The organism is Corynebacterium sp. HMSC065H09 (assembly GCF_001812845.1).
GTDB classification, from domain to species: Bacteria; Actinomycetota; Actinomycetes; order Mycobacteriales; family Mycobacteriaceae; genus Corynebacterium; species Corynebacterium jeikeium_D.
The window spans coordinates 30,400-56,810 of the sequence record NZ_KV810580.1; the positions used below are offsets into that span (position 1 = coordinate 30,400).

The following is a 26,411-nucleotide window of genomic DNA, read 5'->3' on the forward strand; positions in this document are numbered from 1 at the left end:
TTGCTTACTTCGGCCGCACTCGTTGGCTTGGCTTTGCTGCTGCTTGCCTCCCTGTACTTGGGTTCCAAAGATCTTTCCATTGGCGAAGTGACCAGCATCCTCATGCATGGTCCGCACCCATCTACGCAATCCGGCATCATTTGGGACTTGCGCGTTCCGCGCACCCTCTTGGCTGTGATCACAGGCGCAGCCCTGGCTATGGCGGGTGCCATTGCTCAGAGCTGGACCCGCAACCCCCTGGCAGATCCCGGCATTATCGGCGTGAACGCTGGAGCAAGTTTCGCAGTCGCTGCGGCACTGACCTTGGGCTGGGCAACGACGGTCGGGGAGCGGACACTTGTAGGGCTCGTCGGGGCGGCCGTCGCTGCCTTAATCGTGCTGTTGATTTCCCGCGTATCGCGTAACCCGCTAACTCTGGTACTCGTGGGCGTGGGAGTTACCTTCGCCCTGCAAGCGGCCACGAATATGCTGAGCCTCTATTCTTCCGACACCCTGGAAGGGCTCCGCCGCTGGACCGTTGGCTCTACAGCTGGGCGGGGTATGGAAGACGTGGCCTTAGCTGCTTTAGGTCTAGCACTAGGTGCTCTATGTGGTGCGCTTGCAGCACGCCCGCTGGATCTACTTGCGATGGGAGAGGACTCCGCCCGTTCCCTTGGCAGCTCGCCCACGAGAACCCGCTTGTTGGCTGCCGCAGCGGTGATCATCCTCGCCGGCTCGGCGACAGCCACTGTGGGGCTTGTGACATTCGTGGGCTTCGCCGTGCCACACCTACTACGCCCGTTTACCGGCCCGTCCCTGACTCGCCTCTTGCTGCCGACCGGCATTGTTGGTGGCGCGGCTGTGTTGCTAGCCGATATTGTGGGCCGCTTCGTCCTGCAGCCTAACGAGCTGGAAATGTCCATTGTCTTAGCTATTGTCGGTGCCCCAGTGATGATTCTGGCGGTGCGACGTAAGAAGAGTTCACCGACCTCGAATGACTCGGAGCTGACGATATGAGCGATATGACGTCTATCCGTAGTATTAAGCGTTCACGAAGCAGACGCGTCCTGGCGGCTTCGGCAGGGTTCGCCCTCATAGCGGCTCTTTGTTACTGCTTAATCCTGGGGCAAGGAGCGGTGAAGCTCAGCCCGATGGAAGTCATCGAGGTTCTCACCGGTGGGGGCACACAGCAAGCAATCAACGTGGTGTGGGATCTCCGCCTGCCTGTAGCAATCGCTACCGTTCTGGTCGGCGCGGCTCTAGGGCTGGCAGGTGCGTGGACTCAGACCATGGCCCGCAATCCGCTGGCCAGCCCGGACATTCTCGGTGTATCCGGCGGCGCGGCGGTTTTGGTTGTGGCGGGCACCGTAGTTACCCGCCCTGCATGGAGTGAGGGGGTGCCGACGTTCTGGTGGCGTGCTGCACTCGCTTTGCTTGGCGCACTAGTGATCGTTGGTTTGCTCGTTCTACTCGGTGGCTTCGGGACGTCGCAGCGCGTAGTGGTCATCGGCCTGGCACTGTCTTTCCTCACGCAGTCTTTAGTGCAGTATCTCCTGCTCCGGGCTGACTTAACTCGTGCCACGGATGCCCAAACTTGGCTCGCTGGGTCTACCGGCTTTGTGCGTATGGAAGCTTTGTTTCCTATGGTGTTGGGCCTGTTGCCCTTCGTAGTTTTAGGCCTTTGTGTTACGCGCGATGTCCCTCTTCTTTCTCATGATGACGCCACCGCGTCCACACTTGGGGTAAATGTCACGAGGGTGCGCGCTATTTTGCTCATTGCCGCAACGGGCATTGTCGCGGTGGTGGTTTCCTTTGTCGGCCCAATTGGATTCGTGGCACTATTGGCTCCTCAGCTGGCCAAGCTGGTGGCCGGAACGCCCACGCCCCATCCGTTGTGCTCTACTTTTGCAGGCGCTGCTCTATTAGCTGCGTGCGCCGTCGTGGCGGGCGCACTGCCATTTACATCCCCTGTGGGTTTGGTTACCGCCATCATCGGTGGCCCCGCGTTGGTGTTGCTTGTGTGGTTGGCGGCCCGTCGCGGAACTCTGAAAGGAATGGTTCAATGAACGTTCAAGTTGATCACGTCACCGTGGGCTACAACGACGGCCCAAGCATTGTTAAGGACGTGTCTTTCACTGCAGAGCCCGGGAAGGTCACCACGCTCTTAGGCCCCAATGGTTGTGGCAAGTCGACGTTGCTCAAGACGCTTTCTCGGCTGCTTGCTCCCGCCGAAGGACGGGTTCTTGTAGAGAAAAAGGACGTGCATAGTTTGCGGTCGCGCGAAGCCGCCCAACTAATTGCGCTTTTGCCACAACACCCGCTGTGTCCGGCGGGATTGACCGTTGGAGAACTTGTGGAGCGCGGACGGCACCCTTATCGTCGATCGCTCTGGGGTGGGGGAGCGACGGCGTCAGAAGATAAAGAAAAAGTGCGCGAGGCGCTGAAGAAGACGAAGGTTGACCATCTTGTTGCCCGCGACGTGGCGGAGCTTTCTGGCGGCCAGCGGCAGCGGGTCTGGATGGCGATGGTGTTGGCGCAGGATACGCCAATTGTGCTGTTGGACGAACCGACTACCTACCTAGATCCGGCACATGCGATAGAGATTCTAAGTATCGTGCGGGAGCTCGCTCAAGAGGGCAAGACGGTGATTACCGTACTTCATGATCTTGGCCTGGCGGGAGCTTTTAGCGACGAGATGATCGTCATGAAGGAAGGGGAAAAGATCGCCGAGGGTTCTCCAAAGGAGGCTCTGACGGTGGATGTGTTGCGCGAGGCATATGGCCTGAATGCCGAGGTGTGGGAAGATCCCCGCGGTATGGCTCCGATTATTGTGCCGCGAGGGATTGTGGCTAATTAAGGCCGTGCCCTGCCTAGGAACCAATAGGGGCACCACTGCACGGATTCGCTATTGAGGCCCCAGGTGTGAATTGCGTGGCGCCGTACTTCCTTGCAGAGCTGTCCTTCACCCGCGACCCAGACGTACTTCGACTGTGTTGCGGGGTGTTCGGCACGGTCCAGTTGCTGTAGGTGGGACATCACTGCCGTGCTGAAGTCCGTTGTAGCGCTAAACAGCACTTCTAGGCTGCCCAGCTTGCTCTCCCAGTCGGCGACGAGGGATGGCTCGAGGTCACCATGGTTCTCGGCGACCACTACGAGGTGTATGTCGCGCAACTGTTCCGGGGCAAACGCATCCGCGTAATCCAAAATGGCGCGAACGGAAGGTACGGCAGATGGGTCTGCGATAAGTGTTTGTGAACTTTGCGCGCGGTGCCAGAGGCCCTGGCATGTCCAGATGCCTACCTGGTCGCCAACACGAGTTGCAAGAGCCCAGGCGAGCCCTGGTCCGACGTGCTCATCCTTTGGATTTTTGACGCCATGTGTCGCCACGTCGAAAGTTATCTGTCCGCACTCGGGATCGAGTGAGCGTACGGTGTACCAACGTAAATTTGGGCGTTGGGTCTCCGGCATGGCTGTAACGCTTGCGCGGATATTGGCGCCACCTCCGTGGAGGGGTAAATGGAGATTCTCGCCGGGCTTAGCCGGCATAAAGAGGCCAAAGAATTCGTCCGGGCCGGAAAGCTGAAAGCCGACTAGCTCGGGGGAGCGGATGACAATCCTCTGCAGGTTTTCTGCCGGGGCGCTGACGTCATAAACAGTGGCGCGGATGATTCGATGGTGCGGTTCAGAAGGGGCGGCCAAGAGTAGGTGGTCAGAAAAGGCCGCGCGGTAGGCGGAAGTGTTCGTCGGAGTGTTCAGGGTAACTGGGTTCGAGGTCATAGTGGGAGTTAACTTACCCTTACCTAAAGCAAAAGTGAAAGGGTGAGGGGCAGAAAAAGCCCCGCGGGGATCCGAGGTGAACTGGTCCCCGAAAGTTGGACTGGTTTAACTCTAGGCGGTTAGGGCTTCAAGGGTCTGATTCCGATATTGCATCGGGGTCAGGCCCTTGAGTCGTTGTTGGACGCGTTCGGTGTTGTACCACTGGATGTATTCGTCGATTACTTGGTTGAACTCTGCGACCGTGTCGAAGACTTCTCCGTGGTACATCTCGGTTTTCACGTGGCCGAAGAAGTTCTCCATGACCGCGTTGTCGTAACAGTTGGCTTTACGCGACATCGACTGAACACCGCCGTTGTCGCCGATCAGGTCACGCCACGAGGCATGCTGGTACTGGAAACCTTGATCGGTGTGCATCATCCACCCGGGTTCAGGTGCCCACGCCGCGATCGCCTTGGACAAAGAATCGGTGGTCAACGCTGTCGACGGCGATGTAGCCACGGTGTGGGCAACGATTGAACGGTCGAACAAGTCCATCACCGGTGACAGGTAGACCTTGCGGCCTGCAACCCTGAACTCGGTGACGTCGCTGACAAAGACGGTATTTGGCTTATCTGGGGTGAATTTGCGGTCAAGCTTGTTGTCGGCAATGCGGCTGATCGTCCCGGTGTAGGAAACATAAGGTCTACGTTGGCGGATCTTGGCTCGAAGCCCCATCTGGCGCATGAGTTTGTAGACGAGTTTGTGGTTGACCACCCACCCCTGGTTGCGTAGGTCAAGTAGCACTCGTCGGTAGCCGTAGCGATGCTTGTTACGCTCGAAGCTTTCCCGAATCGCTTGCTTGAGCTCGGCGTGGTTATCTGGCTTACTGAGTCGTTGTTGGTGGTAGAAGAACGTCGACCGTGGGATACCTGCTGCCTCTAGGAGGTACTCCAAGCGGTGGTGAGACTTGAGGATGACAATCGCCTGGACTTTCAGGCGCGTCCCTGATTCCTCAAGTCCCGCATTTTTTTTAGATAGGCATTTTCGGCCCGCAACCGTTCGTTTTCGCCACGCAGCTTGTCTTCCTCCGACAGCGGCTTCGGCGTGACCGATCCTTTGGGTCTGCCCTTCGGCTTTGGTTTCAACGCGTCATCGCCGTCTTTGCGCCATTTCCACGACCACCCGCGGACCAGCTGCTGTGATGACAGGCCAAATTCACGTGCAAGATCCATCGCTGTCTCGCCAGCAAGGTGGCGTTGGACAACTTCCTTCTTGATCTCGAACGAGTACTGCTGCTTAGTCGGTTTCTCCACAAGACATAGCCTGCATGCAGCTTAAACCGACGACAGAGCATACGGGCGGCATACTTGGAGACACCAAGGGCATTGGCAGCGGCTGTATAACCCATGCCTTGCTCAAATAGTTCAACCAACTGCTCGCGCTGATATTCACTTAGCGAACTTCGTGCTCTCAATGACAACTACTCCCCACTAGTCGGTAACTGATTTCTCAGTCCAACTAATGGGGAGCAGTTCATTAGGTGCCGAGGCTTTTCTGCTGGAAAAGGCGAGCCTGGTTTGGGGTGACCAAACGGCTAGCAATGTGACCCGTGACATGCGACGTTTGGGCATAAGTGCAGGTTAAATTTTGCCGTTATTCTGTTTCCAATTTCCTGGCTGAAGTGGGTCGAATTTCTATATTGTGACCGTTTTTCATCACCGGTACGGTTTTCGTGTGAGCACGGCAGTGGCCGCAAAGGAGAAGGCGAGAAGCCCTTTACCTTCAGCTCTGGGCATCGCGCCACACCATTTATCTACACTTCATTTTTCTAAAGGATCATCATGGATAACCTGTGCAATATCTGCGAACTGATTTCCTCCTTGCCAGCACCGGCTCCGCTGCCGGTACCTGAGTTCAACGTGAACTTCCCGGAGGGCCCACTGGTTCAGGTCGACTCACTGTTCCCGAACTTCCACTCTCTGACTGAGGGCGGCAACCTGGGTCTGCAGAACGTCGGTGGCGATCAGGACAACGCTCTGCAGAACGTTGGCGGCAACCAGGGTCTCCAGAACGCTGGCGGCGATCAGCTGAACGGCGGAGACCAGATTGGCGGCGACAAGCTGGACAAGGGCGACAAGGTCGGCGGCGACCAGGTTAACGACAAGGGCCAGATTGGTGAGCGTCAGTCCGGTTTCCAGACCGGTGGCCAGGACCAGAGCCTGCAAAACGTCGGTGGCGACCAGGGTCTGCAGAACGGTGGCCAGGAGCAGGGTCTCCAGACTGGCGGTAAGAACCAGAACGGCCTTCAGACTGGCGGCCAGGAGCAGGGCCTGCAGACCGGTGGTAAGAACCAGGGTGGCCTCCAGACTGGCGGCCAGGAGCAGGGTGCCCAGACCGGCGGCAACAACCAGGGTGGCCTGCTGGCCGAGGACGGTGCGGGTGACAACCTGCCAGTCGACCTGGACCTCACCGGTGCAAAGGCTATCTAAGGCCGTTTAAGCTGACTTAGGCACTGCACTACAATGACACTGCGCAGCTATTAGCTCTCGCGGCTATTAATACGTAACAGCGCACGAGCGCCTTCTCACTCCTTGCGGAGTGGGGAGGCGCTTTTTTGTGTTTATAGCTGGCGACGTTGGGTCGATCCGAGTTACTGACTGCGTTTATGTCAAAAATGGCCCGAAAAATGTCCTGAAAGCGTCATAAACTCGCACAGTTTCACATTTGCAGTCCCCTATTCAGTCGCGTTTTACATAACGTGATCTGTTGGAATGCCGTGAATCAGACCCATTTTTGTCTATTAACCGCGGATGGAGAGGTTGGGGCGGAGAGGCGATTATTTATGCAGCCGCAATTAGCACACAATTATGTGGCTTATTAAATGATGTCCGGGGATTCTTTTGTAAATAGTCTTGAGACATCATTTTTGCTCTTAGAGATTTATTGGCTTGCATTTTCATTAGGTGGGGGTGGGGTGTCATTTGTGCCGTAACTCACAATTATGAAAATCGTGACATGGGAGACATTCTAACCCAAATTAATGGGCGGGGATTCATTGAAAAAACTTCATATGCGCAGGTTAATCGTGATTTTATGGGTTGAATGGCTAGGTGTCGTGGCGAAAGGTGGAACTTCGGCATGTGTGTGGTGTCCAAATGTCCACCCCAGAAAAAATATGCAAACAACAATTATTGACATTGAAATAAAAGACAATAGGGGTGGCAATTAAATGGCTCAACAAACATAAAATGTATTTGTTATATTCGGGGACGGCCAACGCTATAAATGAGAATTAGAAGGCGATGTCAACTGGGCTACCTGTGATGGGGGCTGAAGACGCTTATGCGTGGTCATTGATTGTTAATTGAAGGCTGGAAAGGTAGCGAAAGGTGTATAACGCACTGAAATCGAAGGAAGGGGGAGGGCTCATGTTCGGTCGTTTTACAAACGAGAAGCGCTGGTTGGCGCTTTTTAGCTTCGTGGCTGTGCTCGCTCTTTTCTTCGCTAAATCTCCAATAATTGCGCATGCGCAGGAGGCAGAAGACACTGGCGAAACCCTGACGATCCAGAAGATTTTGAGTGTTCCTGGAACAGTTAAGGGTGTTGAAGCCAATGGAAATGTCCGTGATTTTGGGCCACTCATTGCGGCATTTGACGAGGCTGCAACTCCATTTGGTAGCCACAAAATGGGTTACTGCATTGAGGCCAGCGTCGCCGGTGATCTGTATGACACCGGTCGTGTGCAGAACTTCAGTCAGTTCTCGCGCAGTACAGATACCAATAACAAGCTGCGGAACGACTTTGACCGATACCGGAAGCTCAACTGGATTGCGCACCACGGTTCTCCAGCTGTTGGTTTGGATGAACTGGGGAAGGCAGCTGGAGTTAAAGGACGTCTGAATGTGCTGGACGCCAATAACGCAACTCAATTCGCTCTGTGGCACTTCTCCGATGACATTGACTTCTCCAAGGGCATTCACAACCCATCGACGAAGGCTGTCTACGACTACCTCACTGGTCCGGCTAACGTCGGTCAGGACACCGTCGACGGTACGAACCGCACTGGCTACATTTTCAACAATGGTAAGAAACAAGACATCATCGTGATTGATAATGTCACTCCGTCTTCCGGTGAAGTTCCGGCAGAGCCGACGAAGCCGTCTGAGCCAGAAAAGCCAACCGAGCCGGAGAAGCCGACTACTCCGACCACGCCTGCGGAGACCACGACCCCGTCCGAGTCGACCAAACCGTCCGAGCCGGAGAAGCCGACCACGCTTAAGCCGTCGATTTCCACTCAGGCTCGACTGAACGGCAACAAGATTGTCGCGGGTGCTGTGGTTAAGGACATCGTGAAGTTCACTGACCTGGTTCCGGGTAAGAACTACCGCCTAGACGCCACCCTGGTGGACAAGGCCAATGCTGATCGCATCCTGGGTACCGGCAGCGTCGAATTCACTCCGGAGACCTCTTCGGGTGAGCAGGCTGTCATGATTACCGTCTCCGATGATGTAGATGAGCCGGTTTCCGCTGCTGTTGCATTTGAAAAGCTGACCTCGACAGAGGTCACCGCTGATGGACAGGACAACACCGATGGTCAGCGGGCAGAGATCGCCTCCCACGAGGACATTAACGACGCAGCTCAGACCGTTCACGGCGAAAAGCCGGAGCAGCCGTCGACCTCCGAAGAGACCCCGACGAGCGAAGAGACGACCGAGGAGACAACGGAGCCGTCGTCCAGCGAGACCGCTACTTCTGAGACCAGTGAGTCTGAGACTCCGACGACGTCGGAAAGCGAAGAGCAGCCGAGCTCTTCGACGACTACTCCTAACACCTCCGAGTCCACGAAGCCGGCCGCTCCGACGGAACCGACCGAGCCGACTGACAGCACTGAGTCGCAGACCACGGAACCGACCGAGCCGACTGAGACTACCGAACCGTCTAAGCCGAGCGAGCCAGCTGATACGCCGCTGGAGCCGGAGCTGCGCACGGTAGCCGAGCTTCAGGGCAACCGCATTGAGGCTAATGCCAAGGTTGTCGACACCGTGCATTTCGAGGGCCTGGTGCCTGGTAAGAACTACACCCTCTCCGGTGAACTGGTTAACAAGGCTGATGGCTCTGTGATTGGTCATGGCGAGGCGACGTTCAAGCCGACGTCGGCAAGCGGTACTGTGACTGTCACTCTTGAGGTGTCTGGCTCTGTTAAGACTCCTGTTGCCGAGGCTGTCGTGTTCGAGCACCTGACCTCTGATGAGGTTGACTCGACTGGTAAGGAAAGCGCTGGTCAGGTCAATGAGATCGCTGACCACGCAGACATCAACGACGCTAGCCAGACCGTGACCGGCGAGGTTCCGGAGAAGCCGGAAGACACCCCGACTGAGGAAAGCGAAACTCCGTCCGAGGAGACGACCGCACCGGAGACCAGCTCGACTGAGCCGACCACATCCACGGTTCCGGCAACGCCGAGCGACGATGAGCCGTCCGAGCAGCCGGAGACGACACAGCCGGAAGAGCCGTCTGAGACCACAACTCCGTCTACGTCCGAGTCCGAAAAGCCGAGCAAGCCGACGAAGCCTGCCCAGCCGGAAAAGCCGAGCAAGCCGACCAAGCCTGCCCAGCCAGAGAAGCCGAGCAAGCCGGTCAAGCCTGCCCAGCCGGAAAAGCCGAGCAAGCCTGCCCAGCCGGAAAAGCCGAACCACCCGAGCACCCCAGCGCAGTCTGAGGACAACCCAGCCATCACGACTACTGCCGGTATTGCCGGCAAGGGTCTGGTTGAAAAGGGTGCTGTCGTCATCGACACCGTGCACTTCACTGGCCTGAAGCCGGGCACGAAGTACACGTTGACCGGTGAGCTGATGTGCAAGGAGACGGGCAAGTCCACTGGCGCTAGGAGCCGCCTGCACTTTGTGCCGACGGCATCCGCCGGCACGGTTGATGTTCCGATCATCATCACCGACGGCGACTGCGCTTCTCAGGTTGCCTTCGAGACTCTGACCGATGCCAATGGCAAGGAAGTTGCTGTTCACAAGGACATCAACTCTGCGGAGCAGACTGTCACGAACGGCAAGACCCCGGAGAACACGCCATCTGAGCAGCCGAAGGATGAGGGCGAGCAGAACACGCCTAACGACGATTCCTCTGCACCTACCAGCGACTCTGCCACCCCGACCACTGTGATTAATCAGCACTCGGAGCAGAACAACACCAACGTCACCATCATCGGTGGCACTGGCCAGGACAAGCAGAAGAATCACGGAAAGCCGTTGGCTCCGAACTCGGAACGACGTGCAATTAGTTCGGTTCCGTCTGGCCCGACCGGTTTGGCTACTCACGCTCTGCCGACGGTAGCCACGAACTAAGGAGATCCCATGACTGATCAGTTTGGCTCGGACGAGACCGGCAAGGAACCTGGCAACACACCAGGATTCGAACCGGAAACCGAAACCGGCGCACTCGACCACGTTGATCCGTTTGACCAGGACAAAGACCAGGTCGACGGCCAAGTAGAAGACCTGCAGGACGTGCCTTGGTGGAAGCAGCCACGGGTGTATATCGCCGCTATCGCATTAATCGGCGTTATCGCTCTGCTGGTGATTGCCCAGATCAATCGCAATGATTCGACGCTCGATGGCGCGCAGGAGAATCTTCCTACTCCAGCACAGGGTTCTCGGGGAGCTGTGCACGAGATGGAGATGCTCATTGATGGTAAGTCGGCTCCGATTGATTTCGTTCAGCTGACTGATCAGGGATCTCTGATTCCTCCGACCGATGTTTCTCGCCTGGGCTGGTATTCCGCCTCAGCGATTCCCGGTGAGAAAGGTGCTGCTGGATCGTCCGTCATTACTGGTCACGTCAATGAGGTGGATCAGGGTGATGGTTATGCTGCACGTTTCGCTGACTTGAAGGCTGGTGACACTGTCACGGTGAAGGTGGATGGCGAAAGCCGAGACTTCACCGTCAGCAAGGATCCGATCCAGGTGGTCAAGGGCGCTCAGATGCCTGAGGTCGTCAACGATGCAGTTGGTGAGAACCGCTTGGTCCTCATTACCTGCGGAGGCGAGTTCGTCGGCGGCACTTTAGGTTACGCCGACAACATCATCGTCGAGGCCACTCCAGTGCGCTAATCCAGTGCCCTAGCGCACTAGGGCGCTAGGGCACAGCCTCGATTCATTGACCAATTTCATTGGCTACGGCTGTTGAACGCCGTCGAACAACGGCGGCGCCGGCAGTCGCAGAAAAACACAGAACAAATCTGCAGAAACCCTGCAGAAACACAGAAGATAAGGAAGTACCTATGAGCATGTTGAAGAAACTCGGTGTCTGGGGTGTGGGCGCACTCGTGCTTGCAGCTCCGGTTGCTACCGCCGCACAGGCAGTAGCTGCACCTGCAAACTCTGCTGACACTGCAGTTGTCGCTCCGGGCAAGGGTGGGTTCCTCCACTCGGGCAAGCTGGCCGTCAACCGCTACGTCTTCGAGCTTGAGCACCGCGATGGCAAGGACTACGTCAACATCACCTTCACCGGCGATCACAGCGCTGACGTGCAGATCATGCCGGATGGCATGACCCCTGAGGGCAAGAAGAAGGTCGATCAGATTGGTGACGTCCTCAAGCTCAACGGCTACAACGATGTTCACTACTGGGCGGTTCTCTAAACGTCCCTACTGACGCGGCAGGGCGCCCCGTGTCGCTTACTGCCTCTGTGCTTTTACGGGTCCTAGCACAGGGTGGTGCGCCGCGGGGCGTCCTTGTCCCAAAGGTTTTTGCTTTCGCTTGCCGACGATGATGTGACAGCAAGCACGAGAAGGTTGATAAGTCCTCATTTTCCCGGCGTGCGCTGCGGTGATAGTGGTTGCACATAGGGGCCATCGCTATAGGGCAATTGTTTACCCCCATTTTTGGGGTGGGTTTGATTGTGTGGAAATTGAGAGGGTTTTGGCCTCGATTGGAAAAAACCGCTGTGACCTCGATAAAAAGATATTAATCTCTTGCGATTCTTACGTTTGCATAGGTTTTTCGGGTGCTCGGCTTGGTGGCGTTTCTGTGTCGGGTGTCAACGAAGTGCTGAACAGGTTAAGTTATTTATAAGCGGTTCACTGAGCGCTGTTAACCGGGCGAGCAATGGGCTAGAGCTGCAATGTTTGAACATATAAACATTAAAGTTCATAACGCTTAGGCTTAAAAGGTTAGACAGACTGGTCTTTCCCTTAAGGAAAATCTCAGTTTTGGCAAGTCGGGGAACGTTGGTGTCGCCGTCTGGAGTGAATCGCGCGACGTATTGAAGCGTGTCGCTTCATTTTGGACTTCTGTAAAGGACCTGTTTTCGTGAATAAGTTCTCTCGTACCGCCCGCTCGGTAACCTTCGCTGCCATCGTCGGTCTGTCGATGGGCGTCTCCGCCCCGGCTGCAATTGCTCAGGACACTGCCATCAACCAGGCTGCCGGCGACTCCCCGTTGGTAAATAAGGACGCCAAGGGCTCACTCACCATTCACAAGTTCGGTAACCCGACCAGCGAAGGCCAGCCGTCTGGTACCGCAGCTGACGTCGAGGATGTTCAGAAAAACGGTGGCCAGAAGCTTGAAGGCGTCGGCTTCACCGTCTACAAGATCAACAAGACTGCAGATGGCAATACCCCTATCGATGTCACCACTAACGAGGGCCTGCTGGCTGCTTCGAAGCTGAAGGCTGGCGAGTTCGCTACTGGTACCCAGGCGACTCAGGCTCTGATTGACAACGGTACCCTGACGCAGGTCGCAACCGGCACGACCGATAAGGACGGCAAGTGGGTTGTTTCCGAGAATCTCGATCTCGGTGCTTACCTGGTTGTTGAGACCGGCCCGAAGGAAGGCTATGACCCGGCTGTTCCGTTCATCGCTTTCGTTCCGATGACTAGCAATGGCAAGGCAGGCGACGAGACTCAGGGCACCACCTGGAACTACGACGTTCACGCATTCCCGAAGAACTACAAGGACGAAGAGCCGACCAAGACCGTCAAGGACAAGGACCAGAATGCTGGCGACGAAGCACTGGTCTACACCGTGACCGGTACCGCTCGCCAGCTGAAGCCGGAGGCCAAGCGTACCCAGTTCCAGATCACTGACCAGATTGACCCGAAGCTGGAAGTCACCAAGGTTGATGTCAAGGTTGTCAAGGCAGATGGTACGGAGCGGGCTCTGTCTACCGACGACGACAAGGACGGTAAGTTCTTCGAGGGCAACAAGGTCGATGTCGACCTGAAGCCTGAAGTTGCTGAAACTCTCGTGGCCGGTGACAAGGTGGTCGTTACCATCACCACCAAGCTGAAGGCTGAGTTCGCGAAGGACACCGACATCGCGCCGAACAAGGCTCGGGTCTTCCAGAACAACCCGGACGGTTCCCAGAACAGCACCCCGAAGGAGACTCCGGAGGTCAAGACCTACTGGGGCGGCCTGCAGTTCAAGAAGGTTGATGGCGCCCGCAACGGTCTGGAAGGCGCCGAGTTCCAGATTGTCCGTCAGACTGCTGGTCAGAAGTGCTCCGACATTGACACCACCAAGAAGGACTCCTGGACTCCGGTGAACGGTCAGCAGGGTGGCGAGGTTAAGACCACCTTCGTCTCTGGCCAGGACGGTATCGTCAAGATCACTGGTCTTCACGTCAACGACTTCGAAGACAACGCCGAGGTTGTCGAGGGCGAACAGTCCCACTACTGCCTGATTGAGACCAAGGCTCCGAAGGGCAAGGAGCTGCTGCCGGAGGCACTCGAGTTCAAGCTGGTTGCTACCTCGACTGACCCGGAGCGCGTCTACCAGCTGGCTTCCGTCCAGGTCGGCGCTAACCCAGGCGAGGTTGTTAACTCCGACGACACCACCCCGAACCTGCCGATGACCGGTGGTGCCGGTGTCGGCATCCTGGCTGCTATCGGTGCAGCTATCGTCGCAGCTGGTGCATGGTTCGCCCGCCGCGGTTCCAAGAACTAAATCCGAGTAAAGGCTCGGTCACTGGAGCGCTTTAGCTCCAGTGTTGAGGGAATAGCGTGCGTTCAACAGCGCACGCCATTCCTGTAGTTTGCGCATCACTGAAATTACTGTTGCGGCCTTTCGATGTGCTCTTTCTCAACCGCGGGAATCCCCATTCCGGTGAGAAAGAGAAAGGCCACATCCCTTTTTGATTGACTTCTTGGGAGTTCCTCCGTGGGTAAACACTCTGCGTCGACTCTGACGCGGGACGCATCAGCTGAGCAGCCTGAACAGCCTGATCAGGCGAAAAAGAACAGCATGGTTCTCTCCGCAATTCTGGTGATTGTGGGTTTGCTTGTGATGCTGTACCCGGTTGTCTCCACGGCATTGAACAACTACGGCACTTCTAAGGCGGCCAAGGAGTTCGCCAAGCTGGAAAAGTCCGTACCCCAAGACGTTAAAGATGAACAGTGGGAGCGCGCGCACGCTTACAATGAGCGCCAAACCACCGGCCCGATTCTGGACCCGTGGCTTAACGAAGTTAATGACCACAACCCCGAGTACGCCGCTTATCTCGATCAGCTAAACGCTACCGACGTGATGGCGCGTCTGATTTTCCCAGAGATTCAGGCCGACCTGCCGATTTACCACGGCACCAGCGATGAGGTGCTCGCCAAGGGGCTCGGACACCTATACGGATCCGATCTTCCAGTCGGCGGTGTTGGAACCCACTCCATCATTACCGGTCACACCGGACTTACTAACGTAACGCTCTTCGATAACCTGCGGAAAGCAAAAGAGGGAGACGCCTTCTATATCCAGGTCGCAGGCCACAAGCTGAAGTACGAAATTGATCAAATCAAGGTTGTACTTCCGCATGAGACCGATGATCTTCGTCCCATTGAAGGCCAGGACTACATCACCCTCATCACTTGCACCCCTTACGGAATCAACACGCATCGTCTGCTAGTGCGTGGGCACCAAGTGCCGATGGATCCGTCGGAAAGCAATGTCTTCGACCAAACGCACGGAGCTGGATGGCAGTGGTGGATGTACGCCCTGCTCGTAGCGGTGTTTGTGCTTGGCACAGGCTTTGCGTGGTGGCTCTGGCGCCAACGCCTCGACGCCGACGAAGAGCTTGACGACGACGCCGAGAACGCGGACGTCGAGACTGCTGATGGCGACGCAGACAGCGATGAACTCGCTGACGGCAGCGAATCAGCGTCCGAGGATAATAACAACACTTCGTGGTGGGAAAACGACAATGAATAAATATTTGACATCCACCTGGAACCGGATAGCTGCGTTCTTAGCTGCCTGCGCTCTGGTTGCAGTGATGGGTGCAATCGGCGCGAATGACGCCAACGCGGCCAGGATTGTTGGACGCGTGGACGCTCCGGGCGTTTCAGCAACGAGCGGCACTGACATTGTGCGAATTACCTTGAGCCCAGGAAACCCGGACGATGATAATTCGTCGGCATCGGGCTCTATTTCTGGCGTGACCATTCATCTGGAACGTCTCAAGGGAATCTCGCCGGCGAGCCAGCAGGACCGCGAGAAGGTGGAAACGCCACCGCAGCTGAGCTTGCCGAGTGGCCGAAAGACCTCCACTTCAGCCAGGTCACTGACGAAAACGGCTCTGTTAAATTCAGTGATTTGCCGGAGGGCATCTATCTTGTGACCTCGACGGCTCCGAATGACAGTTACCGGGAGATTAATCCCTTCCTAGTATCGGTGCCGTTCTATGGGCTGGATTATGACTCCACTCCTGTAGAGGGAGTCATTGTGGCGAAGTCGCATAAGCCGGGGGAGACGCCACCACCGTCGACACCTCCGACAACTCCGCCGAAGACCCCACCAACGACGCCGCCGGCAACACCGCCGAAGACTCCACCGACGACGCCGGGCACATCGACTCCGCCGAAGACCCCGCCAACGACGCCGACAACACCGGGTGAACCGGGAACCTCGACGACCCCGTCGACTACCTCCACGCCACCTGATGAGCCGGGGACCTCGACACCTTCGGACTCTTCTGGATCCTCGTCGAGCTCCGGAAGCAGCGGAAGTTCCGGCTCGCTGGCGCTTACCGGTGTACAGGTGGCAGGGCTGGTAGCTCTCGCCGCAGCCCTGATTGGTGGAGGATTCGTCATTATCGCCGCTAGCAGGAAGAACTCAGAAAGTAGGAAGAACTAATGTTTTCGACAACATTCCGCTTGCCGGATTCACTGCGAACTGTGCTTCGCATGTTCTTGGCTGCTTTGCTAGCGGTAGCTCTCGTTGTCAGCGGTCAGGCGTTTGCGCCCAACGCGCCGCAGGCGCAGGCGCAGACGGAGGTCATTCCGACGTCTCCGCCGAAGTATGAGTTTAAGAATATTGATGCTCGCCCCACTCCTGAATACGAGTTCACAATCGATAGGGATGCGACTATTGACAGCCTGCAATTCAACGTTGGTGGGAAAGGATGGATTCAGGGCTATAGTTTGAAAATCAATGGCAGGGCAATCGACCCGCAGATCACTCGTAACGATAGTGCTCGACAGGCGCCACTCGAATTCGTACATAAGGGGTTGAATCAAACGGTAAAGTTGGGCGACAAAGTCACGCTCAGCCTTCACTACACTACCCCGAAAGGAACTGGCGACGTGGCCATAACCCTTCGTGGTACTCCTGACGGCTCCACTGAGCCCACCGATCCAAGTGAGCCAACAGATCCGTCAACGGACCCGACGGAGCCTACCCAGCCGACAGATCCAACAGAGCCGACTGAGCCCACCGAGCCAGAGACCCCGGAACCGGAACCGGAACCAGGAGCGGTAACTCCTGCGGACCCAACTCTTGTCGACCCTGCAACTGCACCGGAGTGTGTGGAGAAGGCTTATATCAATATCCCGGACACCAAGGGAGTTGATTACTACCTCAACGCAAACAAGGCACCTGCCGGACCTCATGTCTATGAGCAGAACAAGCCAGGAACCGTAAAGGTCACTGCTGTAGCGCAGCCAGGTTTTAAGCTTGCTCCGAATGCGCGTACCGAGTGGACTTTCAATCTAAGCGGTGAAGTTAAAGACTGCTCAAATTCTGAAGACCCCAAGCCACCGGCTGTCGATGGGCGGCACTTTGATGCCATCGGTCACGAGTTTGCAGTGCAAGCTGACCCAGTAGATCCGAAGCAGCCCAATGCTTTTACGGCTAAGGTGACTGAGGAATCTCACATGAAGTACGCAACGGTGCGTATCGAAACTGACGCGACTTTCTTGGATCCGCAGAAGTACAACCTCACGCTGGACCAAATTGAACCAGGTGTGACTTTGCTGAAGCGCAACGTCAACATCGGCAATGGGTTCATCACTATGGATGTCGTACCGGTAAAGGACGGCAAGCCGGTTGACTCTGCTCTCGTGCCTAAAGATGCAGTGTTTACCTTCACCAATAATCTTTCACAGAACAAGAACCTGAAGGTGACGCTCGATGTGTACGGAGAGAAAAAGAGCACACCAAAACCACCGGAGATTATCTCTCCGCCGGATGGAGCTCAGTGGGTTCACGGACGTGTCGCTAATCCGCCGATGCCGCAGCGCTGTGGCCTGCGCATTGCTGTGGTGGCCGACCTGTCCACCTCACTGAATTACGCTGATTCAAATGGCTTTACCGAGTCGAAGCGGGCGGCAAATGCTTTGATTGATTCGCTGGCTGGAACCCCTGCAGAACTGGGTATCTACAACTTCGCGGGTGGAGCGCCACGTGCTGCAAACGGCTCAACCTATGGGCAGAACCCTCCTTACATCTCGTTGCAATCAGAACAAGGTGTAAACCGGGCAAAGAGCATTGTCGCTAATTGGCAAGGCGACGGCTCGACCAACTGGGAGGCAGGCCTCAAGCAGGTCGCGGCAGGAAACTATGACGTGGTGTACTTCATCACCGACGGTATGCCGACATATTCCTCGAAAGCGCCCGGATTAAAACTTGGTGGCGAATTTGTTCAAGAATCCGCCCTTAACCAGGCAATTGATGCAGCTAATGAGCTGAAAGCGGCCGGAACTCGCATCGTCCCGATTATGGTCGACCTGACTGTAGGTGGAAAGTATGCTCAGCGCACAACTGTTACTCAGGATCTCGTACTAAAGAATGTACGTTGGTGGAAGAGTGGCACAAGCATTTCAGAGCCCGGACTTTATTGGCAGTTCACGAATAAGTACGTAGATGCAGCAAGTTATGTGGGCGATGATACTACTGCTAACTTCGAGATTGCGTATAAGAATGGTGGTTTCAAGGTTTGGGAGCGAACCCCACAAGGCAGGAATATCGAGATTACGCGTGATCAATCCAAGTGGACCTATGGTCCGCGTGGGGTCAAGACCATGGGTGAGGATATTTCTGGCACCGGTGACACCATCCGAGTCGAGCAGTACTCCAAGCTCGCCGCGCAGATGAAGCAGATTGGTGAACAACTTGCTTCTCGCTGTAACGGAGTTGTGAAGGTCAAGAAGCGCATTGTCGATGAAAACGGCAAGGTTCTCGAAGACGGTGCCCCTGGCTGGGAATTTACCCTTGCCGCAAATGACAATGTCATCGGCACCGGGTCCGGTCCGCTGGTCCATCAGTCGATGAAGGTGACCTCCGGATCCGAATCCGACAAGGGTACTGCATCGTGGAACATTGAAAGCGAACGTGAGCAATCGCTGGTTCTCACCGAAACGCAGAAGCAGGGCTACACCCTGTTCCGTCGCGGTGACACGTTAGATTCCACCGGTGATTTCAACGCGGTGTGTACTCAAACCCGAGGCGGGAAGACCTCACCACTGAAGGTCGAAAACGTCGGCGAGTTCGGCTTCCGGGTGAAGATGTCGGAATCCAATAAGGTCCTATCTTCCATTTCCTGCGTGGTCGATAACTACGAAGCGCCGGACACCAAGCCAGGCAAGCTGACCTTGGAAAAGGCGGAATATGTCGATGGCGAGGGAGTCAAGGTTCTACCGGGGCTTGGTGGTGCGACCTTCGATATCTACCCCTCGGCAGGTGGTCAGCCGGATTTCAGTGGAGGACCGGTCTACACCATCACCCCAGATCAGAAGTCAATTGAGATTAACGAAACTGGTACTTTCTACCTGGTAGAGACTAAGTCGCCGGCAGGGCTTAACCTGCTGCCTGAGCCAGTGGCGTTTGAAATCTCAATTGACCAGGAGACTAAGGAATACACCATCTCGGTGGTGGGTGGCAGTAGCCCGCTGATTAAGGCCGAAGGCTCCGGCGAACTCATGATCATGCAGGTGACCGACACCAAGACCGGCAAGCTGCCAAAGACCGGTGGAAACGGAGTCCTGCTCTGGACACTGTTCGGTGCGGTAATCGCAGCCTGTGGTTGGTTCTGGACTCGTCGCCAGCAGTCCTAATAACAAAAATGGGGTCTGTGCAGTTGCCTGCACAGACCCCATATGGCGGCAAAAAGAATTAGGCTCGCTTCCCACCTACTAGGAAGCCCTACATCACCAAAGCCCTCTTACCAGGGTGAGTTCGCGGTGATGTAAGAGCCAAGCTGTTGTCCGTTCCCATCGATGATGTTCCAGGTAGTCGATACAACCCCGACGGCGCCTTTTTCCGGTACCCATACTGGGCCACCGGAATCGCCGCGTTGAGCGTGCACATTTTGAACCTGTAGAGCACTGTCCTCGGTTTGGTATGCCTCTCGGTCAGCGGCTAAACCGCAGGTCACTTTCCCCGTAGTGTTTCCGTAAATGCAGACTGTCTCACCAGTTTGAACATCTGTCGGGGATATTATGGAGTCACCCGAATACGAATTCTCACCGGCAGTAGCGGGGTCATCAAGCGAAACAACTCCGATATCGTTTCCCGTATCTAGTGAATGGTCATAGGTGGGAGACGGTTGGAATACTCCAATTTTCTGGAAGGTCCCATCCGTCACTGTGTCTCCTTCTTGTCCACAATGACCTGCTGTGTAGATCTGAGAGTTGGTTTTGTCGACGTAGCCAGCTGTGCAGACACTGGCTTGTGGCCCATTAGCGTGAACGATAACAACTGGATCACCTTGGTTGATGGTGGCAGCGTAGGCCGGTAGTCCGGTTGTAGCCGTGATAACGGCAGTGACAGTGAAAATCCATGAAGGTCTATTCATGGGGAAATCTGCTCCTCAGTGAGTTGGTCGGTGGCGGCCCAAAAACTGGTTCTGGCGTTTCCAGGCCGCACATTGAAAAGCATTTCCTCTGGTTGATTTCCTAGAGGGCGAATACGAACGCGCATGGTAAGCGTCCAATCATCCTAAAGATGCCGAAAAACAAAGCTAATCTCGTCGAAAAAGATGGAACTTATGCGTGCCGGGCAGTTTATATACCCGTTTCGTATCGCGAATATAAGGAAATGTATAAAACTATCAGTTAAGGCAGAACCTACGCTCAACTGAGCAATCATGTGCGATAGTGCTCCAAAAATGGGGTGGCAAAAAGGGCAACGCCTATCGGGGGGGGGGGGAGCGGGTCTAAACAGCTGCACTAACCAGCAGCAGAGGTGCCGCTGGCACTGTCGCCGTCGTCAAGCGCGGCAACCAAATCGTGGCGCGCACGAGTTCCAATCAGGGGCGGTACTGATCCACCGTCGAAATATGGAATAGTGCCGCAAATTGCACCTTGTTATACAAAGTTGTTGGATTTGTTAGCATTCTGCAGGCAAGTGGGGGCCGCTCGTAACATCAGAACCGTGAATGGCAGGTAAAAACTGCCGTCACGCAGGAGTAATCCAAAAATACAAAAATACCCGGAAGGCTGTGGACAAAAACAAATCAAATCTGCGATCCGGTTTTCTAAGAATTTTTTATAACGAAAGCCGTACTAGACGGACTCTCGCACAGCCATGTGCCCAGCTCGCACTGCAGGTTGCCTGCGGCAGTTATAGCATCGGCGTTGTCCAGACATTTCGTCTACATCACTGAGAACAGGAACGGCATATCATGGCTGACAACGCAAAGAACACTGCTAAGAACACCCCGGCAACTCAGGCTGGCCCGGACTCCGCGAATAAGGGAACCGGCCACGGCCACACTTCTATCGACGACAGCGTCGTCTCCAAGATTGCAGGCATCGCTACCCGCGAGGTCTCCGGTGTTTACGACCTTGGTGGCGGCATGGATCGCTTCGCTGGCTCCGTCCGTGAGTTTGTCTCCGGCGGTAGCGCCAACGTATCCCAGGGAATTGCTGTTGAGGTCGGCGAGCGCCAGGCTGCTGTCGACGTCACCATCATTGCTGAGTACGGCGTTGCCATCCATGAGCTGGCTGAGGCTATCCGCCAGAACATCATTAGCTCCGTTGAGCGTATGACCGGACTCGAGGTCACTGAAGTCAATGTCGATGTTTCCGATGTTCACACCGACTACCAGACCCCGCAGGAGCGCGAAGAAGAGGCCGCTAAGCAGCGCGAAGAGCAGCGCAAGGCCATCGCGGCTGCTAACGAGTCCAAGGAGCAGCCACGCGTTCAGTAGTTAACAACTATTGCGCGTCGAAGCCGGGCAGGATGGGCAGGTAAGCCCGTAAAAAGGGGAATTTCATGTTCGATAATTACACAAAGACCTTCGCGACGATTGCCGTTGTCCTGTGCTTCGCCGCAATGATTGGTGGTTTTACGGGCTTTCTTGCGGTTATTGCCTTCGGAGGTCTGGCCGGTGCAGCCGGTGCGGTACTCGATGGCAAAATCGACGCGCCCGAGCTCAACCGTAAGTTCAACCGAGGAGGCCGCCGACGGTGACTATCCACGTTCCAGCAACGCGTGGCACCACCGTCGTAAGCGAAAAGGCAATCCGCCGCATCGTAGAGATGGCCGTGCGCGCGGTTCCCGGCACCCTCGACCAATCCCGTGTGCTAGGGCGCGACTATCCAATTGTCTCAATCGACAGTGAGATTGCCCCTAGTTCTGCCACTACAAACGTCGTTAGTGCAGTTCGAGTCGCAGTTCGCGCCGTTGCATCATGGCCGGCGCCGACAGCGGAAATTGCGGTGCGCATTCGTTCCAGCGTTGCCACCTGGCTCGCTGATATGGCCGGTCTTGAAAATGTCACCGTCGATGTTGACATCGACAGCGTCGAACCCGGGCACGTGCGTGTCACCCGACAGGACTTAGCGTACTTTTCAGATCACCCGCAGTTGACACCTGTCCGGGTGAACCAGCAGGTAGTGACCGCTCCGCAGGTGCGGCGGGTCCCAGAAGTGCAGTCCATCGCCGTGCCGACGCCGCAGCCAGTGCGCAGTATTTCAGTACCGCAGCCACAGTCAGTGCGTAGCATTCCATCGGTGACACCGCAGCCGGTACGCAGCATTACTCCGCCGCGTCCGGAACGAGTACGCAGTGTCCCAGCACCTGCTCCACAATCGGTGCGCTTCATCACGCCGCCGAAGCCACAACCAGCTGTGGCTATTAAGGCACCAAAGCCGCAACCGGCCCGTCGCATTGTTACGCCGCCGCCGCTGCCAGTGGTTCGCACCTCGGCACCGAAGCCGAAACAGGTGCGTCGCACACCAATTCCACGGCCCATACAGCTGCGAAAGGTCACAGCGCCAAAGCCGTCGTCCTTGGTACAGGTGAGCGTGCCCCGGCAGCCAAATCTGCGTCCAGTACGCGTGCCGTCGCCACGCACAATTAATGTCAAGGCGCCAAGACCAGCGCTACTGCGTCCGGTTAACGTGCCGCGTCCAACTCGGCTGAAACAAGTTCGCGCACCGCGAAAGGAGCAGCTGCGCCCGGTATCCGTGCCGCAACCACGCACCGTGGCGGTAAGCATTCCAGAGCCACGTCCACTGAAAAAGATTGAGGTGACACCCTATGACGCCGACTGAGACGGCTTCGGCCGCGATGGTCTCGGACGAGTCGGTCGAAACTCGCCAGGGACGTGACCCGCGTCAATCGCCAAAGGTCCGCGGGCTAGGAGTTTTCGCTGGTCTGTTGATAATCGCAGTGGCCGTAGTTGCAGGTAGAGAAGCAATTATCAGTGCCAATGGCTCGGGTGGCACCTCATGGTTACAGCCGGTATTCGACTGGTTCAGCAACCCACTGGACTCAGCCGCGTCGTGGGTGCTGCTTCTCGTCGGAATCCTAGCTGCAATCTATGGGCTGGGACAGCTCATCGCAGTGTTTCTTCCTGCCCCGCGTCGGTATGTACGCGTCGATGACGATGGCAACCTGCCAGTGTGGATGCACAAGTCTGACTACCAAGAACTCCACAATGGCACGGCACTTGCTTCCGGAGTTCGCGGCGAATACGAAGGTGATGACAAGTGAAAACATCAGTAAGCGTATTCGACCGAATTGTGCTGTTTCTTTTCTCAGCACTGCTACTGCTGGTAGCAACATGGGCAATTGCGAGCTACTTCGACGTCGCCCCCGCACAGTGGCTTCATGACTCCGGACGGATGGACTCCTGGGGAAAAATACCTGAGCAAAGCTGGTATGTTCCCGTCCTCGGTGTGGTCACAGCGGTTCTAGCGGTCGTCGGCTGTATCTTGGTGGTCGCTAATCTGCGCTCGCACCGGTTCAGCACCGTCGCCGCAGCGGAATCACAAGAAAAACTGGGAGAGATCTCGCTGCCGGTCGCCGACGTTGCCGATGCGGTGTGCACCGATCTAGAGCGCAACGCACACATTAATCAGGCGGATTCGCGGGTCTACCGCGATAATGGAATTCCTACCTTGGAAGTGACTGTGGCAATGTCGCCGCACGCGAGCCTCCCCGCTGTTGTAGCTGCCCTGAAAAACGCGGAGCGTGATATGCGGGATGCCATCGGGCATGCTGATATCGCCTCGACTTACAAAATCGAGCTGGACCGTTAGTCAGCTAGTCAGCTTCGCGGGGAGACAACCTAGATCGGCCAGCTGGGTGCGCTGGCCGGAGGGAGCTAAACAGCAGCAGAGTCGCCGGTGGCACTATCGCCGTCGTCAAGCGCGGCAACCAAATCCCGGCGCGCACGAGCGACACGGGAGCGAATGGTTCCCACACGACACCCTGCGATTTCCGCGGCCTCCGCGTAGGAGTACCCCAGCACCTGCGTCAGAATGAGTGCCTCGCGGCGTTCCTCCGGCAGCTGCTCCAGCAGCACGCGGGCATCAGCGAGCTCCGACCACGACTCGTCAGTCGTAAACTGCTCGGCAGCGTTTTCCACTTCCACCGCAGACTTCTTCGGCCGCGCCGAATCATGGCGAACCGAATCCACCCACACACGCCGGGCCAGCGACAATAGCCACGTGCGGGCAGAAGAACGCGCCGCAAAACGGGGGAGCGCCCCCATCACACGCAGATACGTCTCCTGCGTTAAATCATCCGCGGCATCGACGCCACCCAGGTGTGCGACCAGACGCCACACGTCCTTCTGGGTCAGCCGTACGAACTCCGTCAGCGCAGCCTGATCACCGCGACCGGCTTTCAGCGCCAGCTGCGTGATGTATTCGTCATTAGAGACGAGGCGTGCGGGAGTCATGGACATAGCTTAGCAACTTAAAACCTAAAGATAATTCGCCTGGCTGCACGTGGCCTCACCTGCAAAAAGCAGGCGGCGACGCAGCCAGGCGAACTAGGGGCTGAAGTGTTAGAAGCGGATGGCGTCGATGGGCTTGACGCGGACTGCGATGGTGGCCGGGATAATACCCGCCAGCGCGCCCACGAATGTCGCGACCAACACGCCGATTACCGCGGCCGTGACGGGGTAGGCCACGGCACCGGTCTCCAGCGGCAACGCCAGCATCTTATCCAGCGGCAGCTGCTTGACCGTGATGATCGAGGCAATCACGCCAACCACGCCCGCCACCGTCGTGGCGACAATCGACTCCAGGAACACAGAGATAAAAATCCGGCCTGCCGACGCGCCCATTGCGCGACGAATACCAATCTCACGGACACGGTGGCCGATGGTGACAATCGAGACTGTGAGCAGCCCCAACGCGCCAAGCGCGATCACGATGCCGCCGATAATGCCCAGCGCCGTAGTGATGGTGTTATTCATCTCCTGGGAAATCTCCGTGTCCTTCTCCGACAGGGAGGTATTCACCTTCCAGCTGGGGCCGAGCTCCGCCTGGAAAATATTGTGCAGCGCCTTCTGGTTTTCCTTCGCGGACTCCTCAGGCGTTGCGACGAGAAGTTGCGGCTCACCCACCGGCCCCTCGTAGCTGGCATTGAGGAAAGAATCGTAGTGCGTGACAATGCTCGGGGCGTCCCACGATCCGAGGGACTTATACACTCCCACCACGGTGAAAGTGGTGTTGCCGGTTTCCTTCAAGGTGAAGGTTGGATGGTCGGCTAGTGCTGGGTTTCCCAGGCTTTCGTAGAATTGGTCGTTGACCACCACGGGGTTCATCAAGCGCTGGCCATCGGCATCTTCAAGGCGACGTCCCTGCACGATGGTGCGGGCGTAGATATCGAACCAGCCCGGGTCAGCGGCAATCAGCTCGGGAGTACCTGGCGAAAAACACTCGTAATCATCCGGAGCGCAGTCATCCATATTGTGCTCGGGTGTCGCTGGCTGCATGCGAACCCGCGACCACAAGTTGGCGTGAGTGGTCTCCACCAGGCGGTGAGCAGCAGTGGAAAAGGCGTCATTGATAGACCCGTCTGGGTTGATGACGCTCAAATCGTCCGGGCCGTTTCCGCCGTTGCCCTCGCCGCCGAAGTCGCCGAAGCTATCGGCCATTGTGCCGGCGCTGCCGTCACCGAAGCCTCCGTCGCCGAAGTCGCCACCATCCTCAGAACCGGAACTACTCGCTCCGGCAGTCAACGTGACCGTGCCGGCGACACCCGTGCTCTGTGCGGTGACCGCATCCTGAGAGCTGGTGAGAATATTGCCAAGTGCAATAACCGTGGTCATCGCCCACACTGCGGCAGCCACACTGACCAGCGACAGCATGATACGGCCACGGTTAATGCGCAGCTCATGCCACGCCTCCAGCAGGGCGCCGAGATAAGGCGTTGCTGCGTAGAAGAAGGAAGGCCGTGACTTCGATTCGGTTTCTTTATTCGTCGTCATTACCAACCTCCTCCAATTCGTGCATGGCGTTGGCAGCAGATAGCAGGACGGAGTCGGTGTGCAACTGACCGTCGCGAAGCTCAAGCACTCGATCGCCGCGCTCGGCGACCTCTAAATCGTGTGTGATCAGAATCAGTGCAGCGTTGTTTTCCGCCGCGACTTCTTCGAGCAGATCCATAACGATTTTCCCGGTGTCGACATCGAGCGCACCGGTGGGCTCATCGGCAAGAATGAGCTGCGGTTGGCGCACGAGCGCGCGGGCAATAGCCACACGCTGCTGTTCACCGCCGGAGAGCTGCGAAGGCGTGGCCTCTAGGCGATCGCCCAGGCCGACGCGCTCCAGCATCGCGGCGGCGAGCTCGGTGCGATTCCAAAACTTCTCGCCCCGGTCGTACATCAGCGGAACCTCGACGTTTTCCAGCGTGGTGCGGGAGGGGAAGAGGTTGAACTGCTGGAAGACGAATCCCAAATTATCGCCACGAAGTGCAGCGCGTTTCCTGTCCGACAAGGTGGAAATATCAGTGCCGTCAAACGTGTACGTGCCGGAATCTGGCAAATCGAGCATGCCAATGATGTTCAGCAGCGTTGACTTACCCGAACCGGACTGGCCGACAATGCTGAGGTGCTCACCGCGTGGCACTTCGAGGTCGATGCCTTTCAAAATAGGCAGCTCCTCGCCGTTGGGGAGCGTCACTGTTCGAGTGACTGCGGTCAAACTAAGCATGGCGCGG

22 protein-coding genes and 1 pseudogene are annotated in these 26,411 nt (G+C 56.6%); 16 read left to right on the forward strand and 7 right to left on the reverse strand.

The window, feature by feature from the left end:
- From HMPREF2878_RS02840 to HMPREF2878_RS02850, 3 genes are read left to right on the forward strand one after another with little or no spacing between them, the layout of a single operon-like run.
- A complete protein-coding gene (locus HMPREF2878_RS02840; RefSeq protein WP_222865141.1) occupies positions 1-996 on the forward strand; it encodes a FecCD family ABC transporter permease in 996 nt (331 codons plus the stop codon).
- Complete coding sequence (locus HMPREF2878_RS02845) at positions 993-2,045, forward strand: FecCD family ABC transporter permease (protein WP_016421887.1); 1,053 nt, start codon at positions 993-995, stop codon at positions 2,043-2,045. The genes HMPREF2878_RS02840 and HMPREF2878_RS02845 overlap by 4 nt, the downstream gene beginning before the upstream one ends.
- Positions 2,042-2,836: an ABC transporter ATP-binding protein gene (locus tag HMPREF2878_RS02850; protein WP_016421888.1), complete on the forward strand. Its 795-nt coding sequence runs from the start codon at positions 2,042-2,044 to the stop codon at positions 2,834-2,836. Before HMPREF2878_RS02845 ends, HMPREF2878_RS02850 begins: the two co-directional genes overlap by 4 nt.
- Here HMPREF2878_RS02850 and HMPREF2878_RS02855 read toward each other — a convergent pair.
- A complete protein-coding gene (locus HMPREF2878_RS02855; protein ID WP_016421889.1) occupies positions 2,833-3,756 on the reverse strand; it encodes a siderophore-interacting protein in 924 nt (307 codons plus the stop codon). The genes HMPREF2878_RS02850 and HMPREF2878_RS02855 overlap by 4 nt on opposite strands.
- 111 nt (positions 3,757-3,867) lie before the next feature.
- Positions 3,868-5,057, reverse strand: a pseudogene (locus HMPREF2878_RS10960) (IS3 family transposase); the annotation flags it as partial.
- A 519-nt stretch (positions 5,058-5,576) separates the two neighbouring features.
- On the opposite strand from HMPREF2878_RS10960, the gene HMPREF2878_RS02870 reads away from it, so the two are divergent.
- The 7 genes from HMPREF2878_RS02870 to HMPREF2878_RS11435 all read left to right on the forward strand — a co-directional run bounded on the left by HMPREF2878_RS02870 (position 5,577) and on the right by HMPREF2878_RS11435 (position 15,351).
- Entirely contained in the window at positions 5,577-6,224 is a 648-nt protein-coding gene (locus tag HMPREF2878_RS02870) for a hypothetical protein (RefSeq protein WP_049171148.1), read from the forward strand.
- A gap of 939 nt (positions 6,225-7,163) precedes the next feature.
- Positions 7,164-10,091, forward strand: coding sequence for a VaFE repeat-containing surface-anchored protein (locus HMPREF2878_RS11590; protein ID WP_070652807.1), 2,928 nt, complete (start codon positions 7,164-7,166; stop codon positions 10,089-10,091).
- 9 nt (positions 10,092-10,100) lie between these two features.
- The gene (locus HMPREF2878_RS02880; protein ID WP_070652808.1) at positions 10,101-10,856 is read left to right on the forward strand and encodes a class F sortase; all 756 of its coding nucleotides are present in this window, start codon (positions 10,101-10,103) and stop codon (positions 10,854-10,856) included.
- Positions 10,857-11,026: 170 nt separating this feature from the next.
- Complete coding sequence (locus HMPREF2878_RS02885) at positions 11,027-11,386, forward strand: hypothetical protein (protein WP_070601297.1); 360 nt, start codon at positions 11,027-11,029, stop codon at positions 11,384-11,386.
- A gap of 670 nt (positions 11,387-12,056) precedes the next feature.
- On the forward strand, positions 12,057-13,691 hold the full coding sequence (locus HMPREF2878_RS02890; RefSeq protein WP_070652809.1) for a SpaH/EbpB family LPXTG-anchored major pilin: 1,635 nt from the start codon (positions 12,057-12,059) through the stop codon (positions 13,689-13,691).
- Positions 13,692-13,928: 237 nt separating this feature from the next.
- Entirely contained in the window at positions 13,929-14,942 is a 1,014-nt protein-coding gene (locus HMPREF2878_RS02895; protein ID WP_246821901.1) for a class C sortase, read from the forward strand.
- Positions 14,935-15,351, forward strand: a complete 417-nt coding sequence (locus HMPREF2878_RS11435; protein WP_141753108.1) for a hypothetical protein — start codon at positions 14,935-14,937, stop codon at positions 15,349-15,351. Before HMPREF2878_RS02895 ends, HMPREF2878_RS11435 begins: the two co-directional genes overlap by 8 nt.
- 73 nt (positions 15,352-15,424) lie before the next feature.
- On the opposite strand, the gene HMPREF2878_RS11605 is transcribed toward HMPREF2878_RS11435, so the two are convergent.
- Positions 15,425-15,823: a hypothetical protein gene (locus HMPREF2878_RS11605; RefSeq protein ID WP_371326176.1), complete on the reverse strand. Its 399-nt coding sequence runs from the start codon at positions 15,821-15,823 to the stop codon at positions 15,425-15,427.
- Positions 15,824-15,865: 42 nt separating this feature from the next.
- On the opposite strand from HMPREF2878_RS11605, the gene HMPREF2878_RS02905 reads away from it, so the two are divergent.
- Entirely contained in the window at positions 15,866-19,063 is a 3,198-nt protein-coding gene (locus HMPREF2878_RS02905; protein ID WP_070652811.1) for an LPXTG cell wall anchor domain-containing protein, read from the forward strand.
- Positions 19,064-19,170: 107 nt separating this feature from the next.
- Here HMPREF2878_RS02905 and HMPREF2878_RS02910 read toward each other — a convergent pair whose 3' ends face one another.
- Positions 19,171-19,803: a trypsin-like serine protease gene (locus HMPREF2878_RS02910; protein WP_070652812.1), complete on the reverse strand. Its 633-nt coding sequence runs from the start codon at positions 19,801-19,803 to the stop codon at positions 19,171-19,173.
- An 828-nt stretch (positions 19,804-20,631) separates the two neighbouring features.
- On the opposite strand from HMPREF2878_RS02910, the gene HMPREF2878_RS02915 reads away from it, so the two are divergent.
- The 5 genes from HMPREF2878_RS02915 (at position 20,632) to HMPREF2878_RS02935 (ending at position 23,497) form a co-directional block, all read left to right on the forward strand.
- Positions 20,632-21,159, forward strand: a complete 528-nt coding sequence (locus HMPREF2878_RS02915; protein WP_070652813.1) for an Asp23/Gls24 family envelope stress response protein — start codon at positions 20,632-20,634, stop codon at positions 21,157-21,159.
- Positions 21,160-21,224: 65 nt separating this feature from the next.
- Positions 21,225-21,422 carry a hypothetical protein gene (locus HMPREF2878_RS02920; RefSeq protein WP_005511694.1) on the forward strand — a complete coding sequence of 66 codons (198 nt, stop codon included), beginning with the start codon at positions 21,225-21,227 and terminating at the stop codon, positions 21,420-21,422.
- Positions 21,419-22,507: an Asp23/Gls24 family envelope stress response protein gene (locus tag HMPREF2878_RS02925; protein ID WP_070652814.1), complete on the forward strand. Its 1,089-nt coding sequence runs from the start codon at positions 21,419-21,421 to the stop codon at positions 22,505-22,507. Before HMPREF2878_RS02920 ends, HMPREF2878_RS02925 begins: the two co-directional genes overlap by 4 nt.
- Positions 22,494-22,949 carry a hypothetical protein gene (locus tag HMPREF2878_RS02930; protein ID WP_049181727.1) on the forward strand — a complete coding sequence of 152 codons (456 nt, stop codon included), beginning with the start codon at positions 22,494-22,496 and terminating at the stop codon, positions 22,947-22,949. The genes HMPREF2878_RS02925 and HMPREF2878_RS02930 overlap by 14 nt, the downstream gene beginning before the upstream one ends.
- Entirely contained in the window at positions 22,946-23,497 is a 552-nt protein-coding gene (locus HMPREF2878_RS02935; protein WP_016421906.1) for an alkaline shock response membrane anchor protein AmaP, read from the forward strand. Before HMPREF2878_RS02930 ends, HMPREF2878_RS02935 begins: the two co-directional genes overlap by 4 nt.
- Positions 23,498-23,562: 65 nt before the next feature.
- On the opposite strand, the gene HMPREF2878_RS02940 is transcribed toward HMPREF2878_RS02935, so the two are convergent.
- From HMPREF2878_RS02940 to HMPREF2878_RS02950, 3 genes are all read right to left on the reverse strand, one after another.
- Positions 23,563-24,147: an RNA polymerase sigma factor gene (locus HMPREF2878_RS02940; RefSeq protein ID WP_187401382.1), complete on the reverse strand. Its 585-nt coding sequence runs from the start codon at positions 24,145-24,147 to the stop codon at positions 23,563-23,565.
- A 102-nt stretch (positions 24,148-24,249) separates the two neighbouring features.
- Positions 24,250-25,680 (reverse strand): ABC transporter permease, encoded by a 1,431-nt coding sequence (locus tag HMPREF2878_RS02945; RefSeq protein ID WP_070652815.1) that lies wholly within the window; start codon positions 25,678-25,680, stop codon positions 24,250-24,252.
- Positions 25,667-26,404: an ABC transporter ATP-binding protein gene (locus HMPREF2878_RS02950; RefSeq protein ID WP_049171119.1), complete on the reverse strand. Its 738-nt coding sequence runs from the start codon at positions 26,402-26,404 to the stop codon at positions 25,667-25,669. Before HMPREF2878_RS02950 ends, HMPREF2878_RS02945 begins: the two co-directional genes overlap by 14 nt.
- Positions 26,405-26,411 lie beyond the last annotated feature (7 nt).

Coding starts and splice junctions, on each gene's coding strand:
- HMPREF2878_RS02880 (WP_070652808.1), top strand. CDS start 10,101: ATGACTGATCAGTTTGGCTCGGACGAGACCGGCAAGGAACCTGGCAAC.
- HMPREF2878_RS02870 (WP_049171148.1), top strand. CDS start 5,577: ATGGATAACCTGTGCAATATCTGCGAACTGATTTCCTCCTTGCCAGCA.
- HMPREF2878_RS02920 (WP_005511694.1), top strand. CDS start 21,225: ATGTTCGATAATTACACAAAGACCTTCGCGACGATTGCCGTTGTCCTG.
- HMPREF2878_RS02910 (WP_070652812.1), bottom strand. CDS start 19,803: ATGAATAGACCTTCATGGATTTTCACTGTCACTGCCGTTATCACGGCT.
- HMPREF2878_RS11590 (WP_070652807.1), top strand. CDS start 7,164: ATGTTCGGTCGTTTTACAAACGAGAAGCGCTGGTTGGCGCTTTTTAGC.
- HMPREF2878_RS02845 (WP_016421887.1), top strand. CDS start 993: ATGAGCGATATGACGTCTATCCGTAGTATTAAGCGTTCACGAAGCAGA.
- HMPREF2878_RS02885 (WP_070601297.1), top strand. CDS start 11,027: ATGAGCATGTTGAAGAAACTCGGTGTCTGGGGTGTGGGCGCACTCGTG.
- HMPREF2878_RS02930 (WP_049181727.1), top strand. CDS start 22,494: ATGACGCCGACTGAGACGGCTTCGGCCGCGATGGTCTCGGACGAGTCG.
- HMPREF2878_RS02940 (WP_187401382.1), bottom strand. CDS start 24,147: ATGTCCATGACTCCCGCACGCCTCGTCTCTAATGACGAATACATCACG.
- HMPREF2878_RS02855 (WP_016421889.1), bottom strand. CDS start 3,756: ATGACCTCGAACCCAGTTACCCTGAACACTCCGACGAACACTTCCGCC.
- HMPREF2878_RS11435 (WP_141753108.1), top strand. CDS start 14,935: ATGAATAAATATTTGACATCCACCTGGAACCGGATAGCTGCGTTCTTA.
- HMPREF2878_RS02905 (WP_070652811.1), top strand. CDS start 15,866: ATGTTTTCGACAACATTCCGCTTGCCGGATTCACTGCGAACTGTGCTT.
- HMPREF2878_RS02950 (WP_049171119.1), bottom strand. CDS start 26,404: ATGCTTAGTTTGACCGCAGTCACTCGAACAGTGACGCTCCCCAACGGC.
- HMPREF2878_RS02850 (WP_016421888.1), top strand. CDS start 2,042: ATGAACGTTCAAGTTGATCACGTCACCGTGGGCTACAACGACGGCCCA.
- HMPREF2878_RS02915 (WP_070652813.1), top strand. CDS start 20,632: ATGGCTGACAACGCAAAGAACACTGCTAAGAACACCCCGGCAACTCAG.
- HMPREF2878_RS11605 (WP_371326176.1), bottom strand. CDS start 15,823: ATGACGAATCCTCCACCAATCAGGGCTGCGGCGAGAGCTACCAGCCCT.
- HMPREF2878_RS02945 (WP_070652815.1), bottom strand. CDS start 25,680: ATGACGACGAATAAAGAAACCGAATCGAAGTCACGGCCTTCCTTCTTC.